The sequence below is a fragment of the Streptomyces sp. NPDC127106 genome, assembly GCF_042677605.1.
Classification (GTDB): domain Bacteria; phylum Actinomycetota; class Actinomycetes; order Streptomycetales; family Streptomycetaceae; genus Streptomyces.
Window position 1 is genome coordinate 42,344 of record NZ_JBHXTC010000002.1, and the last position, 15,350, is coordinate 57,693.

General features: G+C 73.7%; 12 protein-coding genes. 3 read left to right on the plus strand and 9 right to left on the minus strand.

What is annotated here, in order from left to right:
• Positions 1-137: 137 nt before the first annotated feature.
• The 7 genes from ACFVGY_RS02905 to ACFVGY_RS02935 form a co-directional block, all read right to left on the minus strand.
• Complete coding sequence (locus ACFVGY_RS02905) at positions 138-3,728, minus strand: CDP-glycerol glycerophosphotransferase family protein (protein ID WP_385669977.1); 3,591 nt, start codon at positions 3,726-3,728, stop codon at positions 138-140.
• Positions 3,729-3,906: 178 nt separating this feature from the next.
• Positions 3,907-4,281, minus strand: a complete 375-nt coding sequence (locus ACFVGY_RS02910) for a hypothetical protein (RefSeq protein WP_361090341.1) — start codon at positions 4,279-4,281, stop codon at positions 3,907-3,909.
• A gap of 94 nt (positions 4,282-4,375) precedes the next feature.
• The gene (locus ACFVGY_RS02915) at positions 4,376-4,804 is read right to left on the minus strand and encodes a roadblock/LC7 domain-containing protein (RefSeq protein WP_385670845.1); all 429 of its coding nucleotides are present in this window, start codon (positions 4,802-4,804) and stop codon (positions 4,376-4,378) included.
• A gap of 92 nt (positions 4,805-4,896) precedes the next feature.
• The gene (locus ACFVGY_RS02920) at positions 4,897-5,670 is read right to left on the minus strand and encodes a transcriptional regulator (protein ID WP_385669980.1); all 774 of its coding nucleotides are present in this window, start codon (positions 5,668-5,670) and stop codon (positions 4,897-4,899) included.
• Entirely contained in the window at positions 5,667-6,083 is a 417-nt protein-coding gene (locus ACFVGY_RS02925; protein WP_385669983.1) for a hypothetical protein, read from the minus strand. The genes ACFVGY_RS02920 and ACFVGY_RS02925 overlap by 4 nt, the downstream gene beginning before the upstream one ends.
• A gap of 318 nt (positions 6,084-6,401) precedes the next feature.
• Entirely contained in the window at positions 6,402-7,016 is a 615-nt protein-coding gene (locus ACFVGY_RS02930) for a DUF6461 domain-containing protein (RefSeq protein WP_385669986.1), read from the minus strand.
• Positions 7,017-7,070: 54 nt separating this feature from the next.
• Entirely contained in the window at positions 7,071-7,634 is a 564-nt protein-coding gene (locus ACFVGY_RS02935) for a TetR/AcrR family transcriptional regulator (protein ID WP_385669989.1), read from the minus strand.
• Between the two features lie 145 nt (positions 7,635-7,779).
• On the opposite strand from ACFVGY_RS02935, the gene ACFVGY_RS02940 reads away from it, so the two are divergent.
• Positions 7,780-8,997: a PucR family transcriptional regulator gene (locus ACFVGY_RS02940; protein ID WP_385669992.1), complete on the plus strand. Its 1,218-nt coding sequence runs from the start codon at positions 7,780-7,782 to the stop codon at positions 8,995-8,997.
• A 38-nt stretch (positions 8,998-9,035) separates the two neighbouring features.
• Here the strand turns inward: ACFVGY_RS02940 and ACFVGY_RS02945 are convergent, their stop codons facing one another.
• Both ACFVGY_RS02945 and ACFVGY_RS02950 read right to left on the minus strand, forming a co-directional pair.
• Positions 9,036-10,976, minus strand: coding sequence for an APC family permease (locus ACFVGY_RS02945; RefSeq protein ID WP_385669995.1), 1,941 nt, complete (start codon positions 10,974-10,976; stop codon positions 9,036-9,038).
• 10 nt (positions 10,977-10,986) lie between these two features.
• Positions 10,987-12,621 carry a helix-turn-helix domain-containing protein gene (locus tag ACFVGY_RS02950; RefSeq protein WP_385669998.1) on the minus strand — a complete coding sequence of 545 codons (1,635 nt, stop codon included), beginning with the start codon at positions 12,619-12,621 and terminating at the stop codon, positions 10,987-10,989.
• Between the two features lie 690 nt (positions 12,622-13,311).
• Between ACFVGY_RS02950 and ACFVGY_RS02955 the strand changes: the two genes are divergently transcribed.
• Together ACFVGY_RS02955 and ACFVGY_RS02960 are read left to right on the plus strand one after the other, a co-directional pair.
• Complete coding sequence (locus ACFVGY_RS02955) at positions 13,312-13,557, plus strand: SCO4226 family nickel-binding protein (protein ID WP_385670001.1); 246 nt, start codon at positions 13,312-13,314, stop codon at positions 13,555-13,557.
• 269 nt (positions 13,558-13,826) lie between these two features.
• Positions 13,827-15,254 carry a PP2C family protein-serine/threonine phosphatase gene (locus ACFVGY_RS02960; protein ID WP_385670004.1) on the plus strand — a complete coding sequence of 476 codons (1,428 nt, stop codon included), beginning with the start codon at positions 13,827-13,829 and terminating at the stop codon, positions 15,252-15,254.
• Positions 15,255-15,350 lie beyond the last annotated feature (96 nt).

Genomic DNA, 15,350 nt, shown 5'->3' on the forward strand with positions numbered 1-15,350 from the left:
GGGCGCGGGGGGGGGGGCGCGCGCGGGGGGGGGGCGGGGGGCCTCCGCCCCGCTCCCCGCGCGGCCCGGCGGGCGCGGGGGGCGGGGGGGGGGGCGGGGGGCGGGTCTGCTCAGTGCCTGGAATGCACTCCTTCGGCTCAGGCCTCCGGGTTCGCGCCCTTCTCCAGCATCCGGTCGACGACGCGCTCGGTGGCGTGGCCGTCGTCCAGGTCGCAGAACTCGGCACGGAACGCGGCCCGCGCCTCCTTGTACTCCTCGCACAGGGCGTCGGCGTTGCGGACGGCTTCGATCAGGCTCGCCGAGTCCGCCAGCATCGGGCCGGGCGCCTTCGCCTCCAGGTCGAAGTTGAAGCCGCGCAGCGTGCTCCGGTAGTGCTCGAGGTCGTACGTGAAGAGCAGGATCGGCTTGTCGGTGACTGCGAAGTCGAACAGCGCCGAGCAGTAGTCCGAGATCAGCACGTCGGCGACGAGGAGCAGGTCCGTCGCGTCCGGCCAGCGGGACACGTCGACGGCGAAACCGTCCCGGACCGTGTCGCGGAGCTGCTCGGTGACGCGGTGGTGGCCGCGGATCAGCAGGACGTGGTCCTCGCCGAGCGTCTCGCGGGCGGCGTCGAGGTCGATGTGCAGGTCGAGCTTGTAGCCGCCGGAGAAGCTCTCGCGGTTCTCCCGGAAGGTCGGCATGTAGAGGACGACCTTCTTGCCCTCGGGCAGCCCCAGGCGCCGCTTGACCTCGGCGATCCGCTCGGCGTCGGGCCGGACGAGCGCGTCGGTGCGCGGGCTGCCGGACTCGATGACCTCGCCCTTGTAGCCGAGGGCCCGCTTCAGCAGAGGCGTGGCGTACGAGCTCGGGGAGGCGAGCAGCGACCACTGGGCGCTGTCGTGCTCCAGCCCGTCCAGGACCTCGGGGCTGGTGTAGTAGTCGTGGATGAAGTCGTGGCCGATCTCCTTGATCGGCGTGCCGTGCCAGGTCTGGACGACGACCTGGCCGGCCCGGCGCTGGAAGCGGCGCGCCACGCTGTCGTTCAGGACGTAGTAGCGGGCGCGGGCCAGGGCGTCCCAGGCCTCGACGCTGTCGTACTCCACGGCGCGGGCGGTCGGCGGGACCTCGGCACGGCCGTCGCGGACCAGCCAGATGTGGTCCAGCTTCTCGCCGCGGCGCACCAGCTCCTCGTGGATGGCGCGCGGCGCGTCGCCGGCGGCCTGACCCTGGAAGGTGTCGTAGACGACGATGTCCTTCAGGGGCAGGGCGCGGCGCGCCGGGTACGTCTCGTCGCGCAGGACGCGCTGGGCGTACCGGGAACGGTCGTGGGGGCTGAGCATCTCGTCCGCGACGAGCGCCATCCGGTCGTAGAAGCGGGCCTCGATCCGCATCCGGCGGCCGTGCAGGGTGAGGCCGACGGGGCCGGCGTGCAGGCAGGAGGGCGCGAACTGGACGGGGGCACCGCGGTCGACGCCGAGCAGGCCCGCGGTGGTACCGGCCTGGGCGACCGGGCGCAGCGTCGGCCACCACCGGCCGTGGGGCAGAGTGGCGCGGCCGGCGTAGGACTCGGGCAGGACCGGCTCGAAGACGGCCTCGAAGCGGTCGCCGTCACGGGTGACGGGGTAGCTGAACTCGGTGCCGCTCGCGTTGTGGAAGACCAGCTCGTACGGCTCGTCGGTGGCGGCGGCGAAGCGGCCGCGCAGCGTGAAGGCGCCGTCCTGGGCGGAGACCTCGTCGACCAGCGGCGGAGAGGGCTGCACGGAGAGGGTCAGGTGACCGCTGTTGCCGCGCTTGGCGAAGACGGTGCGGCCGGTGTCGCCGCCGGGCAGCGGGAGGACCAGGCCGGTGAAGCCGCCGCGCTCGTCGTGCACGAGGCGGTGGCCCTTGCCGTCGGTGCCGGTGCCGGTGACGGCGAGGGCCCACGGCTCGGGGGACCATTCGCCGGGCGCGACCTCGCCGTACGGTACGGCGGCCAGGTCGGCCAGCGGCACGCGCACCGTGAACGGGACCCGGCCGGCGCCGGTGGCCGCGGCGGTCTCCAGGGGGAACGTGAGGACGGTGCCGCTGGAGACGTGCTCGGCGCGCAGGGTCGCGCCGGAGCCCCCGAGCTCGGCTGCGATCTCGCCGGCGATCTCGACGGAGTCGTCGGCGCCGGGGCGGACGTCGAGGGCGCGCGCCCGGACGACCTCGACCTGGATGGTCAGGGAGCCCTGGATGTGGGGCACGATGCGGACGTCCGGGGCCACCCAGTGGGCGGGCGGGTTCTGGCCGCTGTCGGACTCGCCGCCCTTGAGGCGGGCGCGGTGCAGGCCGCCGGCCCCGGTGACGGCGACCGAGGTGGTCCATATGCCGTCGCGCCAGGTGCCGCCGGACTGGAAGGTGCTCGGGTCGACGACGGCCGTGAAGCCGGCCCAGTCGGCGTGCCGCAGGGCCAGGTGCGAGACGTTCACGGTGGCCATCGGGGACGCGACCGTGCGGGTGTTCACGACGCTGCGGCGGCGCTTGCCGCCCTCGCGGAAGACCAGCACCTTGCGGGAGGCCAGGCGGCTCTCGGCACCGAGGTGGCCGGGGACGGCGTAGCCGCGCAGCAGCAGCTTGCCGTCCTTCCAGACGGCCTGCTCCAGCCGGCTGACGACGCGGAGCTCGCGGGTGCCGAGGGTGAGGAGCTTGGCGGGGACCGGCGGACGGCCGTGCAGGAACGGGTAGTCGGCCTGCGGGCGCGCCAGGCCCTTCGCCGGGACGCTGTAGGAGTAGTCGCGCTGGTGGTCCGTGAGGGCGATGAAGTCCTCGACGCGGCCCTCGCTGGCCAGGTACGCCTTGAGGCGGTCGGCGACGGTGAGGCCGGACCAGGGGGCGGGGCCGATCTCGCGGACGAGGCCGCCGACCTCCTTGACGAAGGCGGCGCGGAACTCGGGGCCGCCCTCGCCGACGTACTTGTAGATGAGCGGGAGCTCCTCGCTCAGCACGTTGTGGTCGTAGTCACGCAGGTAGCGGACGTACTTGGCGCCCTGCTTGCCCTTGAGGGCCTCGCGGACCAGGCGGATGGAGGTGACGCGGTCGATGACGGAGACCGGGTCGGTGGAGCGCTGGGTGATGGAGCGCTCGCCGGTCTCGCGGACGCGCCAGTGGTAGACGCACTCGCTGAGGATGTCGACGCTGGAGGCGAAGTAGTGCGCCGGGATGCTGACCGGGGCGTCCTCGTAGAGGATGCCCTCCGGGTACTGGAAGCCGTGCTCGTCCCAGAAGCTGCGGCGGTAGACCTTGTTCCACGCGGTGCGGTCGGTGACGAGCTCCGGGAACGTGGAGATGTGGGTCTTCAGCCGGGTCTTCGCGAAGGCGGCCCGGTGGCCCCAGGACTGCTGCATGCCGACGGAGCGGAAGCGCTGGACGTTGCCGCCCGCGAAGTCGGAGCCGGTCTCGTCGAGGGCGGCGATCAGGCGCTCGTACGCGTAGTCGGGCATGGTGTCGTCGCTGTCGACGAAGGCCAGGTACTCGGTGCCCTCGGTGAGGTGCCGGGCACCCACGTTGCGGGCGGCACCGAGGCCGGCGTTCTCCTGCATGACGACCCGGAACCGCTTGTCCCTCGCGGCGAAGGCCTTGGCGATAGCGGCGCTGTTGTCCGTGGAACCGTCGTCGACCAGGATGCATTCGAAGTCGGCGAAGGTCTGTGCGGCGATGGACTCCAGGCACTCGTCGAGGTAGAGCTCGACGTTGTAGACAGGGACGACGATGCTCAGGCGCGGGGGCATGGGTGAGGGGTTCTCCAGCGAATCAAACTCTTTGGATGATCAGAGGTTGAGAGCATCCTACTCGGTTACGGGATGATAAAGTCCCCCCATCCTGGACATTTGCCCTGGCGGGCCGGGACGGACGGCAAAGATTTCAGCCGCCCGCCACCTCGGCGTCGATGTTCGACCGAACGTTCGCTCAGACTTCGAGCTCGTTCTCGATCTTCTTGAGCTGGTGCCGGGCCATCGCGAGGTTCGCGCGGCCGCGGTCGAGCGCGAGGTAGAGGAAGAAGCCCTTGCTCCCGCGTCCCTTCAGCAGCCGGATCAGGTGGTACTGGCTGCCGAGGGTGATCAGGATGTCCTCGATCTCCTCCTTGAGCCCGAGCATGTCCATGGTGCGCACCTTGGCGCGCACCACGTCGGTGTTGCCCGCCGCGGCCACGCTGAGGTCGAGGTCCTTGCCGCCGCCGATGGTGCCGAGGGCCATGCCGCTGTCGTAGTCGACGAGGGCGGCGCCCAGCGCTCCGTCGATGACGGTGGTGGCTTCCTTGAGTGCGGTCTCCACACTGGCCATGATCCGGTTCCTTCCTTGTGTACGAGTGGCGCACGCACGGTGCGGGCGCTTCGTGGTCTTCCGGTTGCGTGGTTCTTCGGTTGCTTCGGGGGTGTCAGGCGGACGGGGACGGCGGCAGGGCCGGCCCGGGTCCGCGGCGCCCCAGGGTGTGGTCGATCAGCTCGGCGATGCGCAGGCTGGAGCGACGGGCCTCGAGGTGGAGCCGTCCCACGTTGACGCGGGGCTCCGCGATCAGGGTGAGGACGGCGGCTTCGCCGGCGGCGTACGTCGCCACGTATCCGTGCTCGCCGCGGACGAGGAGCTCGCGGAATCCGCCCTGGCCGGTGCTGTCGCTGAGCCGCTGGGCCACCCCGAGGGCGGCCGCGGTCAGGGCGGCGACGGCCTCGACCTCGGTGGCGGCGCTGTCCTGGGCGAGGACCAGGCCGTCGGAGCTGCCGGCGAGGGCCCCGCTGAGCTGGGGGACCCGGGCTCGCAGCCGGCGGAGCTCGGCGAGGATCTCGGCTTCGGCCTCCGCGGGCACCATCGCCGTGCTCATGTCGGCTTTTCTCCTTTCGGGCTGCCTCCGCTCGGGGCGGTCGGCGCGCTCGGCGCGCAGTGCCGGTCGCAGCGGGAGCCTCACAGGCTTGCCTCCAGTGCGTCGCGTAACCGGCGGAGCAGCGCCACGTCCGGGGATTGGGTCTGGGTCATCCAGTCGGGCAGGGTCGTCACGACGGGTGCCGGGGCCGGCGGGTGCGGGGTCTCCACGAGGCCCGCGGCCGCGAGCCGCCGCACGTCGAGCAGGGTGTGGAAGGCGGGCCGGCCCAGGACCCAGGCCAGGTCCGCGGGGGTCCGGACGCCGTTCGCGTGGGCCAGCAGGAGCCGCTGGCGGGCGGTGACCGTCTGGCCGGGGGCGGCCGCGCGGGGCACCACGGGGGCGGTGTCCAGCTGCGGGTAGGGCCAGACCGCGTCGAGGAGCTCCCGGCGGCGCTGGGTCTCGCGCTCGACCGCGGCGGCGGGGACGGAGCGGACGGAGCCGATCCAGTGGGTGGCCCCGCGGCGGAACCGGGAGGGCCCGCTGCCCGGGGAGAGCGCGAAGAAGGCGGCGTCGAAGATCGCGGCGAGGTGGCAGATCTCCAGTTCGCCACCGGCGAGGCCCCCGCTGTCCACGAGGAAGCGGGCGACCTGGCCGTGGGCGCCCGCCCGGTCGACGGCCTCGCGCCAGCGCTCGGGGGCGAGGCCGCCGCCGGTGGTGAGCAGGACGTCGAGGCCGGGGGTGGCCGGGCTCTCGGCGTGGACGATGTGGCCGTCCTGGAGGAAGAGGGTGCCGCGGTCGCGGAGCAGGGCGCCGGTGGCGCGCTCGGCGGCGAGTCGGGTGAGGAGCGGGGAGACGGCGGCGGCGAAGGCGGTCATCTGAGTACCAGTCCCTCTGCGAGGGCCCTGAGTCGGTGGCGGGCGAGGGCTAAGTTGCCCTCGGTACGGTCGAGCCAGAGGTGGAGGAAAACGCTGCTGTCGAAGCTGGTCTCGACGAAGCGGAGCACGTGGTAGCCGGTCCGGGTGGTGACGATCACGTCCTCCACGGGCGGGCCGTCGGCTCCGACGGCGGCCGCCTGGGCCATCGCCGCCGGAGCGGGCTGGGCGAAGGACTCGTACTCGGCGGCGGCCCTGGCCAGCTCCGCCGTCTCGGCGGCGGTGGTCTCGTGGTCGCCGACGGGCGACTCCCCGGCGGTGCCGAGGGCCAGTCCGCTGCTCCAGTCGACCAGCGCGGCCCCGCGCGCACCAGGCAGGGCCATGGCTTCGAGCAGGCATTCGTCGATCCCGGGCACGCGGGCTCCCCTCCCGACCGGATGTGCGAAGTGGCGTCGTACGGTGCGACAGGGAGGAACCTACTCGCGTTCATCAGAGCGGAAGGGCCATCTGGCATTTTCCGCGGGAACATGCACAGAACAGCGCGACACCTTGGCCGGAACCCGTCGACTTCTGATCGGGATTGTTGATCACGGCCCGGCGGCGGGGGCCGGGGAGCCGTGGGGCCTCCGGGGGATTCGAGCGGCCGACGCGAACGGGCATGGCCCGTCCGGGTGACCCGCGCCCGCCGCCGGCCGCCCGGGCAGCGCTCACCGCGCGCACGTCACCGGTGCGCGTCACTGCGTGCAGGTCACGAAGGCCGGGAGCGGGGCGTCCTCGATCAGGCGGCGCGGCAGGGAGAGGCCGAAACGGCGCTCCAGCACCGTGAGGGTGCGGCGGTCCCGGTCGGTGCAGGGTTCGTCCTCGCGGTGGGTGTGGGAGGCGCCGTCGGCGGTGAGGACGCCGGCGGCGACGAGTTCCGGGAGCAGGTAGTCCGGCCGGTGGCCGCCCCGCCAGGCCTCCTCGCCGAGGCCGAAGCAGCAGACCAGCTCCCCGTCACGGGCGTACGAGAACAGCTTCGGCGGATGGTCGGGCTGGGGGTCGAGGTGGACGGCCTCCACCCCGCAGCGGGAGACCTCGGCCAGCCGGTCGGCGCCCGCCGGCATGCCGTGCTCCACGGCGAAGGACCAGCCGCCCCACCGGCCGACCCGGGCCACGCCGTCGCCGTCCACGGTCTCGGCGACCATGGTCCAGGCGTCGGCGGCGCCCAGCGGACCCGGCCGGATGCCGGGCAGTGCGCCCAGGCGCCGGGCGAGCTCCTCGGGGGCGATGCCCCGGGCGAAGGTGAGGCCGGCGTACCAGCCGTCCCAGTCGGCGAGCCACCGTATGGCGCCGCCTCGGTCCCCGGTCATGTCCACGGTCTTCCTCCGCGCATCGTGCCGGCACTCCCCCGACCGGCACAATACTCACTGTGCGGGGGATTCCGGGAGGAGTCGCTCGACCATCGAGTCGATGACGCCCGCCACGGGGTAGGCCTCCAGCAGCGCCGGCGCGGTCAGGTCCTCCACGATCAGGCCCAGCATCGCGAAGTACAGCAGCAGCACGCCCTGCCGGTCCCCGGGCAGGCCCGCCTCCAGGTGCCAGGCGATGTTCGCCTCCAGCTCCGCGCCCTGGAACGCGGCCACCTCCGCCTGGAGCTCGGGGCGCCGGATGCCCTCCAGCCGCAGCTCCAGCATCGCGATGTGCACGCTGCGCTCGCGCCGCATCCGCTCCAGCAGCAGCATGAGCAGCACCTTGACGTCCAGCGGTGTGGGCAGGTCCGCCGGGTCGGGGGCGATCCGCTCCCGGGTGCGGTGCAGGATCTGCACGAGCAGCTGGGCCCGGTTGGCGAAGTAGTTCGAGGCGGTCCCGGTCGGCACGCCCGCCTCGGCGTCGACCGCCCGCAGGGTCAGGCCGCGCGAGCCCTCGCGCGCCAGGACTTCGATGGCGGCGTCGAGCAGCGCGGTGCGGCGCTCGGGATTGTGGCGCATGGGCGGTTCCTGACGGTGTGTGGGTGTGTGGGCGGGCTGCACACTGCGGGGTGGCCACTCCACTCGCAGTGATTCGGACACGCTAGCGGACACGACGGACCCCGGCCCTCCCCACCGGTGCCCCTCACGTGTCACTCTGCCCCCCATGGAGCGGATCATCGAGGAGATTCGAGAGGAACTGTCCCGCCGGATCGCCGTGACGGCGGACCGGCTCGCCGACCGGACGCTGGCCGAGGACCCCGCGTACGCCGCCCTGCTCGGCCGGGCCGAGCTGCGCGAGCGGATCCACCACAACCTCGCACAGTCCGTCGAGGGACTGGTCCGCAGCGCGCGCGGGCTGCAGGTGGAGCTCGGCGACGCCCGGGCCACCGGCACGCTCCGCGCCGAGCAGGGCCTGCCGCTCGCCTCGCTGCTGCGCACCTACCGGCGGGGCGGCCGGCTGCTGTGGCACACCCTCACCGAGGCGGTGTCCGCGCACGATCCGGCCGCGCTCCCCCGGCTGCTGCCGCTCGCCGCGGTGCTGTGGGACGTGGTGGACCAGCTGACGGACGCGGTGGCCGAGGCGTACCGCCGTACGGAAGCCGCACGCTGCGACCGCGACCGGGAGCGCCGGGCGTCCCTGCTGGACACCCTGCTCGACGGCGGGGGCCCTGCGGACGGCCCGGTGGCCTCGGAGGCCGCGGCCCAGCTGGGGCTGCCCGAGCGGGGCCGGTTCGCGGTGGTGGTGATCGGCTCGGGCAGCGCCGGCGGGCGGGGCGCCGAGCCAGCGGCGGGGCCGCGGGTGCTGTGGCGGATCCGCGCCGACGGGGAGACCGGTCTGGTGGAGCTGGGCCGCCATCCGCTGGAGTCCGTACGGGACCTGCTGGCCCCGCTCGGGGTGCGGGCCGGGGTGAGCCCGGTCGTGGAAGCCCCGGGGGACCTGGCGCGGGCCCGGTGGCTGGCCGCGCTCGCGCTGCGCACCGCGCCCGCGTCGGCAGGGCCGCACACGGTGCTGCTGGACGAACGGCTGCCGATGGCGCTCGTGGCCTCGCAGGCCGAACTGGCGTGCCGGCTGCGGCAGGTGGTGCTCGGCCCGGTGCTGGCGCTGCCCGCGGAGGACTGCCGCGTCCTGCTGACCACGCTGGGCACGTGGCTCGCCTGCCGGGGTTCGACGACGCGGGCCGCGCAGGTGCTGTACTGCCACCGCAACACCGTCTCGAACCGGTTGCGCCGCCTGGAGCACCTCACCGGCCGCTCGCTGTCCGACCCGGCGCACGTGGTGGAACTGGCCCTGGCCCACGCCGCGGTCCTGCAGCGCACGGCGGGCGACACCGCCCCCACCGCGAAGCCCGGCGGGGCGCGTCCGCCCCATCGCTCCGGCTGACCGGCCGGCCGCGCGGGAAGGGCCGGGCGGGGGGCGGTTCAGGGCGTGTGCCGGGAGGCCTGCGACGGCCGCGCCGAGGCCAGGAGGTAGGGGACGTCGATCACGGCGACGCCCGGGGTGAACAGCAGACGGGCCTTCAGGCGCAGGGCGTTCTGGTTGTGCAGGGGTTGCTCCCACCAGTGGCCCACCACGTACTCGGGGATGACCACGGAGAGCATGTCCGTGCCCTCGGCGGCGGCCAGTTCCTGGATGTGCGCGAGGACCGGCCCGATCACCTCGCGGTACGGGGAGTGCAGGATCTTCAGGGGCACGCCCGGGTCGTGCTGCGCCCACGCCTCGCGCAGCCGGTGGGCCTCGCCCTCGTCGGCGGCGACCGTGACGGCGGTCAGGGTGTCCGGGTGGAGGCCCTGTGCGTAGCCGAGGGCCTTCAGGGTGGGGGCGTGCACGGCGGAGACCAGGACCAGGACGTGGTGGCGGGCGGGCTTGCGGGGCCGGGCGTCCGCGGCGACGGCGACCTGGGCGGAGACCCGGTCGTAGTGGCGGCGGACCGCTTTCATGCCGAGGAAGAGCAGCGGCATCGCGATGACGACGAGCCAGGCGCCGTGGGTGAACTTCGTGACGAGGACGACGACCAGGACCAGGGCGGTCAGGGCCGCGCCGACCGCGTTGATGGCGAGCCGCCGGTGGATGTGGATCCGCTGCTGCCGCGGCGTGGCCGGTGAGGCGAGTGCGCGCCGCCAGTGCCGGACCATGCCCGTCTGGGAGAGGGTGAAGGAGACGAAGACGCCGATGATGTACAGCTGGATGAGGCGGGTCAGCTGGGCGTCGAAGGCGACGATCAGGGCGATCGCGGTGAGTGCGAGCAGGACGATGCCGTTGGAGTAGACGAGCCGGTCGCCGCGGTTGAAGAGCTGGCGGGGCGCGTACCGGTCCCGGGCCAGGATCGAGGCGAGCATCGGGAAGCCGTTGAACGCGGTGTTGGCGGCGAGGATCAGCACCCCGGCGGTGGCTGCCTGGAGCAGGTAGAACAGGACGTGCCAGTCGCCGAAGGTGGTGCGGCCGATCTGGGCGAGCGCGGTGGACATCGGCGTGCCGGGGGGAAGGCCCAGTTCCGTCGGGTCGGCGGCGACGTGGACTTGGTACACCATGGCGAGCGTGGTGATCCCGAGGAACATGGTGACCGACAGGGCGCCCATCGCGGCCAGCGTGTTGGCCGCGTTGCGGCTCTTGGGCTTGCGGAAGGCGGGCACGCCGTTGCTGATGGCCTCGACGCCGGTCAGGGCCGTGCACCCGGAGGCGAAGGCGCGCAGGGCGAGGAGGACGACGCCGAGCCCGGTGAAGGTGCCGACGGCGGTGATCGGGAGGTCGGCGGACTCGGCGCGGAGGGTGGCGCCGCCCGCGATCCGGACCGCGGCGACGACGAACATGAGGTAGATGACGGCGATGAAGCCGTAGGTGGGAATGGCGAAGATCCGCCCGGACTCCCGCACGCCGCGCAGGTTCATCACCGTCAACAGCACCACGAACGCCACCGACAGGGCCACTTCGTGGTCGCTGAGGGCGGGGACCGCCGAGGTGATGGCGTCCACGCCGGAGACCACGGAGACGGCGACGGTCAGCACGTAGTCGACGAGCAGAGCGCTGGCGGCGGTGAGGGCGGCGCCCTGGCCGAGGTTCTCCGAGCTGACGACGTACGCCCCGCCGCCGCCCGGGTAGGCGTGGCAGGTCTGTCGGTACGAGGCGACGACCACGACGAGGAGGAACGCGATGGCCGCGGCCGCGTACCAGGCGAGGTGGAGCAGGGCGACGCCGCCGAGGGCGAGGATCAGCAGGATCTCCTCGGTGGCGTACGCCACGGACGAGAGCGGGTCGCTGCAGAAGATCGGCAGGGCGAGCCGTTTGGGCAGCAGGGTCTCGCCCAGTCGTGCGGTGTCGAGCGGCTCACCCACCAGCACGCGCTTCGGATTGATGCGCCTCATTCAGGCATGATCATGCATTTTTCAAGGCGTTTGCCCCTTTTCGGGGTGGTGTTGGGTGGTGTTCCACCGGGAGCCCGGCCAGTTCAGCGGCCCGGCCGGCCAACCACAGGTCGTAGCGGGCGCTCGGCGACCGGAGCAGGGAGCGCTGGAGCAGGCCCTCGATCCGGGTGAGCCGCTTGCGGGTGCCGGGCACCGAGATGCCGAGCGCGCTCGCCGTCGCCGCGAGCTGGGCGTCGTGGCGCAGCCAGGCCCGTACGGTCTCGAGCGCCCCTGGCGGGGCGTCGGGCCCGGTCAGCGGGGCCAGCTGGGCGCGCGACCAGGCCGCCAGGTGCGGATGGCGCAGTACGGCGTCCAGGCCGCCCGCGGCTCCGGCCCCGGGTGCGGCTCCGGGTGCGGCTCCGGGTGCGGCTCCGGCCCCGGGGTCGGCCTGCGCGGCCGGGAACCGGGACGGGCCGGCGCCGCCGGGGGTGAGCCGCAGCGCGAGCGAGAGCGCGGCCTGTTCCGGGAGCCGTGCGAGGTCCATGCCGAGGACGGACTCGACCAGGCGCAGCCGGCCCGCCAGGGTGTTGCGGTGGATCTTCAGCAGCCGGGTCGCGTGCGAGGAGAAGTTCAGCCAGGCGTGGACGGTGGCCCGCAGCTCCTGCCCACCGGGGTCCTGGGGCCGCCGGGGCTCGTACGTGTGCAGCGGCGCGAGGAGGGCCACGGCCCAGCCGGCCCCGGCCTCGTGGGCGGCCAGTTCCGGTTCGGGGGCGGGCCCGAAGCGGGCGTGGTGCCCGGCGCGGCCGCGGGCGACGGCCAGCGCGTGGAAGGCCTGGGTGTAGGCGGCCGGGGCCTCCCGCAGCGGCAGTTGCGCGCTGATCCCGACCACGCAGTCCGGCACTGCCGCGACCAGCGCCTCGGCCAGAGGGTCGTGCGTCGCGGAGGCGGCCGCGCGGTCGGTCGGGACGAAGGCGATCAGGTGGCGCGCGTACACCGGGCAGCGCACGATCCACGCCCGGCCGTCCGTCAGCTCGCGGCACACCCGGCTGACCTCGGCCCGCTGCCCCGGCCGGGATTCGACGACGTACATGCGCATCGGGTCGGGCAGGGACGGGGACAGGGTCTCGGCGATCTGGTGGGCGGTGGCGAGCCGGCCGGCCATCAGCAGGTGCAGGACGGCCTCTCGGGCCCGCGACTCGGCGAGGTCGGCCCGCTGCGCGCGCCGTTCGGCCTCCTCCGCGCGCAGGACGAGCGCCAGCGGCACGGCCGCGTCCGCGAGCAGGGCGGGTACCGCCGGGTCGTACGGTCGTTCCACCTGGGCGGCCAGGACGCGGCCGCGGTCCAGCGCGAACAGCAGCACGGCGGAGCCGTCGTCGTCCAGGACGGCCGACCGCACTCCGCGGGCGGCCAGTCCCGCCGCGCCGGGGCGGGCCGCTCGCGGCGCGGCGGAGGGCGCGTCGGGCGCGTCCGCCCTCTTCGGGTCCAGTACGCCGGTCCAGCCGTCGAGCCGGCCGGCGAGCCACTGCAGCAGTGCGGCGGAGCCACCGGAGTGGGCGAGCCGGTGCGCTTTGAGGACGTCCTCGGACCGGGAGCCGGGACGGGCGGGTTCGGCGGCCGTGGTCCGGTCCGGCGGGGTCTGCGGGGTGGGTGCGGGAGGGGTGGCCAATGCCGGGCTCCGTTCGGTGCGGGTCGCGCGGGCGCATTCAACCAGCCGCCGCACACTGTGCGCTGTGATACCGGTCTCGCCCGGTCACTGTGCGCAGCGGTCCCTGCGAACCGGCCACCGTGCGCCTAGTTTTGACCGTGGGCGGACGGCCCCGGGAACGACGGGGGTGTCACCGGGGCCTTCCCGCTCACCTGCCGCTCACATACGGGCGGCCGCGCTGCGGATGGCCGCGCGGATACGGAAGCAGGTGACGCAGCGGCAGATGTTGGCGGTGACTCCTCCCCCGGCTGAGGCCGGGGGCTTCTCGCTGTGCCGGTACGGCTTCGCGACGGGCCAGCCCGGCCCGTAGGACGTTCAGGGCGCCCACCGTGTCCACGTGCGCGGTGTGGCCGCACGCGCCCCTCGGCGCCGCGGGTGTTGGGCCTCTCTTCTTCACCTCCGGCTCATTACCGGCACGTAGGGTAGCGGCCGTCCGACGGGTGGGAAAGCGGAACGGCAGGGGGAGCGCGCGGGCGGGGGTCCTTCGTTCGGGGGGTGCCACACCAGGGCGTTGCGGGGCGCTGCGTACGAGTCCCGCCACCCGAACGGGCCGCGCCTCGCGCGAACGCTCGACCGGCGCCGCTCCGGCAGGACTGTTTCCGGACACGGGCGGACGATGGAAGGAGAGAACCCGACAGGAGGTGCGTGGCGATGAAGTTCATGGATGTCCACCACGACATGAAGGGCATCACGCAGGCCGAGATGCAAGCCGCCCACAAGGCTGACCTGGCGATCGAGAAGGACGAGGGCGTGCACTTCGAGCGGGCCTGGGCCGACCCGGAGTCGGGGACGGTGTACTGCCTGTCCGAGGCACCCTCGGCGGAGGCGGTCCAGCGGATCCACACCCGCACCGGCCACCCGGCCAGCGAGATCCACCCGGTACCGCTCACCGTCTGACGGCCGGGGCTCCGCTGCTGCACGGGCGGCCGGGGCGGAAGACGGGCCGGGGACGGGGCCGCCGGTGACCGCCGACCGGAACCGCGGCCGGAATCATGACCGGAATCGTTCGCACGGTCAGGAGACCGGCCGCGAGGCCCTTGGCATATGCCAGAAGCAAGGCCTTTGCGGATGTTGCCAAACGCCTTACGGGTTCTTGCGGCCTGTGCCACAGTCGTCGTAGGCCCACCCTTCATACCTGGCCGCGTTGCGCCTGTATCGGAGTCCCCATGCCGTCCCACCTGTTCGCGGACCGTCCCGCGCAGCCGCCCGAGCCCGGGTCGGTGGACGCACTGATCTCGCAGACCCGGCGGCTGCGCGGCGGTGTGGACGCCGTGCGCCGCGACACCGTCGTCGATGACGACGATGTCCAGGGCCGCTGGCAGCGGGCGCTGTGCGACCTCGCCGTGCACCACCTCGACGGCCTGCGCGAGCACCTGGACCAGCTCAAGGAGGGACTACCGCCCGCTCCCGCCCTCGAAGGGCTCCCGGAACCGGGCCCGGAGGCCGACGCCGAGACCGCCGTGCAGACCCGCGTCGGTAGCGCCGAGTGGAACCTCCTGACCGACGAGGTCACCTGGTCCGAGGAGCTGTTCCAGATCTTCGGCCGCTCCCTCGAGGCGGGCCCGCTCCCCCTCGACGAACTGGGATCCACCCTGTTCTCCGAGGACCAGCCGCTGCTGACCGCGATGGTGACGGCCTGCCTGGTCGACGGCAAGCCGATCGACGGGGAGTTCCGCATCGTCCGCGCCGACGGCCGGGTCCGTACCCTCCACATGCGGGGCGAGCCGGTGCTCGACTCCGACGGCTGCGCCGCCTCCATGTGGGCCGTGCTCCGGGACGTGAGTGAGCTGCGCCGCAGCCAGCGCGCCGTCCGCGAGTCACGGGACTCGCTGCAGCGCCGGCGCGAGATCGCGCAGACCGAACACCGGCTCGCGGTAGAGCTGCAGGAAGCCGTGCTCCCCCCGTGGCGCGGCTCCCTGCGGCTCCCGCGCGGCAACACGGGCGCGCTCGACGTGGCCGCGCACTACCTCCCGTCCGCGAGCAGCACCCTGATCGGCGGCGACTGGTACGACGCGCTCGAACTGGCCGACGGCTGCTCGCTGCTGACCGTGGGAGACCTCACGGGTCACGGGGTGACGGCCACCTCCGGCATGGCGATGGTGCTCGGCGCGCTGCGCGGGATGGCCATGGCCGGTATCGAGCCGGGCCCGCTGATGGGCTGGCTCAACCAGCTGCTGGAGGCCTCCGCGCAGCCCGCGCTCGGGTCGGCCGTGTGCTGCCGCTACGATCCCGCCCGCCGGACGCTCTCCTGGGCCCAGTCCGGACACCCGGCCCCGTTGCTGTTCCGCGGCGGGGCAGCCCGGGCCCTGGTCCCGCCGGAGGGCGTACTCCTCGGCGCGACGTCAGGAGCGGCGTACGGGCAGGCCGAGGAGCAGCTGGAAGCCGGCGACGTCCTGGTCCTGCACACGGACGGGTTCTCCTCCCGCAGCACGGGCGCGGTCCGGTCGACCGGCACCGAGCGGCTGCTGGCGCTGGCGTCGCGGATCACGGCGGCGCGGTCGGCGCAGGACTGCCTGCGGATGGTGGTGGAGGAGTTCGGCGAGGGCGAACGGGAGGACGACGCCTGCGTCCTCGTCGCCCGGATCGCGGATTGACGGGACTACGGACAGACCGAGGATGTCGTGGCCGCGCCGAAGGGCGCGGCCTTGCCCGTCTTCGCAGGCCGGTGGAGGCGGACGGGATGCCGAAGC

What these genes read in the sequence shown, in the direction of transcription:
- ACFVGY_RS02905 (WP_385669977.1), bottom strand. Translation starts at nt 3,728, where the DNA reads ATGCCCCCGCGCCTGAGCATCGTCGTCCCTGTCTACAACGTCGAGCTC.
- ACFVGY_RS02910 (WP_361090341.1), bottom strand. Translation starts at nt 4,281, where the DNA reads ATGGCCAGTGTGGAGACCGCACTCAAGGAAGCCACCACCGTCATCGAC.
- ACFVGY_RS02915 (WP_385670845.1), bottom strand. Translation starts at nt 4,804, where the DNA reads ATGGTGCCCGCGGAGGCCGAAGCCGAGATCCTCGCCGAGCTCCGCCGG.
- ACFVGY_RS02920 (WP_385669980.1), bottom strand. Translation starts at nt 5,670, where the DNA reads ATGACCGCCTTCGCCGCCGCCGTCTCCCCGCTCCTCACCCGACTCGCC.
- ACFVGY_RS02930 (WP_385669986.1), bottom strand. Translation starts at nt 7,016, where the DNA reads ATGACCGGGGACCGAGGCGGCGCCATACGGTGGCTCGCCGACTGGGAC.
- ACFVGY_RS02935 (WP_385669989.1), bottom strand. Translation starts at nt 7,634, where the DNA reads ATGCGCCACAATCCCGAGCGCCGCACCGCGCTGCTCGACGCCGCCATC.
- ACFVGY_RS02940 (WP_385669992.1), top strand. Translation starts at nt 7,780, where the DNA reads ATGGAGCGGATCATCGAGGAGATTCGAGAGGAACTGTCCCGCCGGATC.
- ACFVGY_RS02945 (WP_385669995.1), bottom strand. Translation starts at nt 10,976, where the DNA reads ATGAGGCGCATCAATCCGAAGCGCGTGCTGGTGGGTGAGCCGCTCGAC.
- ACFVGY_RS02955 (WP_385670001.1), top strand. Translation starts at nt 13,312, where the DNA reads ATGAAGTTCATGGATGTCCACCACGACATGAAGGGCATCACGCAGGCC.
- ACFVGY_RS02960 (WP_385670004.1), top strand. Translation starts at nt 13,827, where the DNA reads ATGCCGTCCCACCTGTTCGCGGACCGTCCCGCGCAGCCGCCCGAGCCC.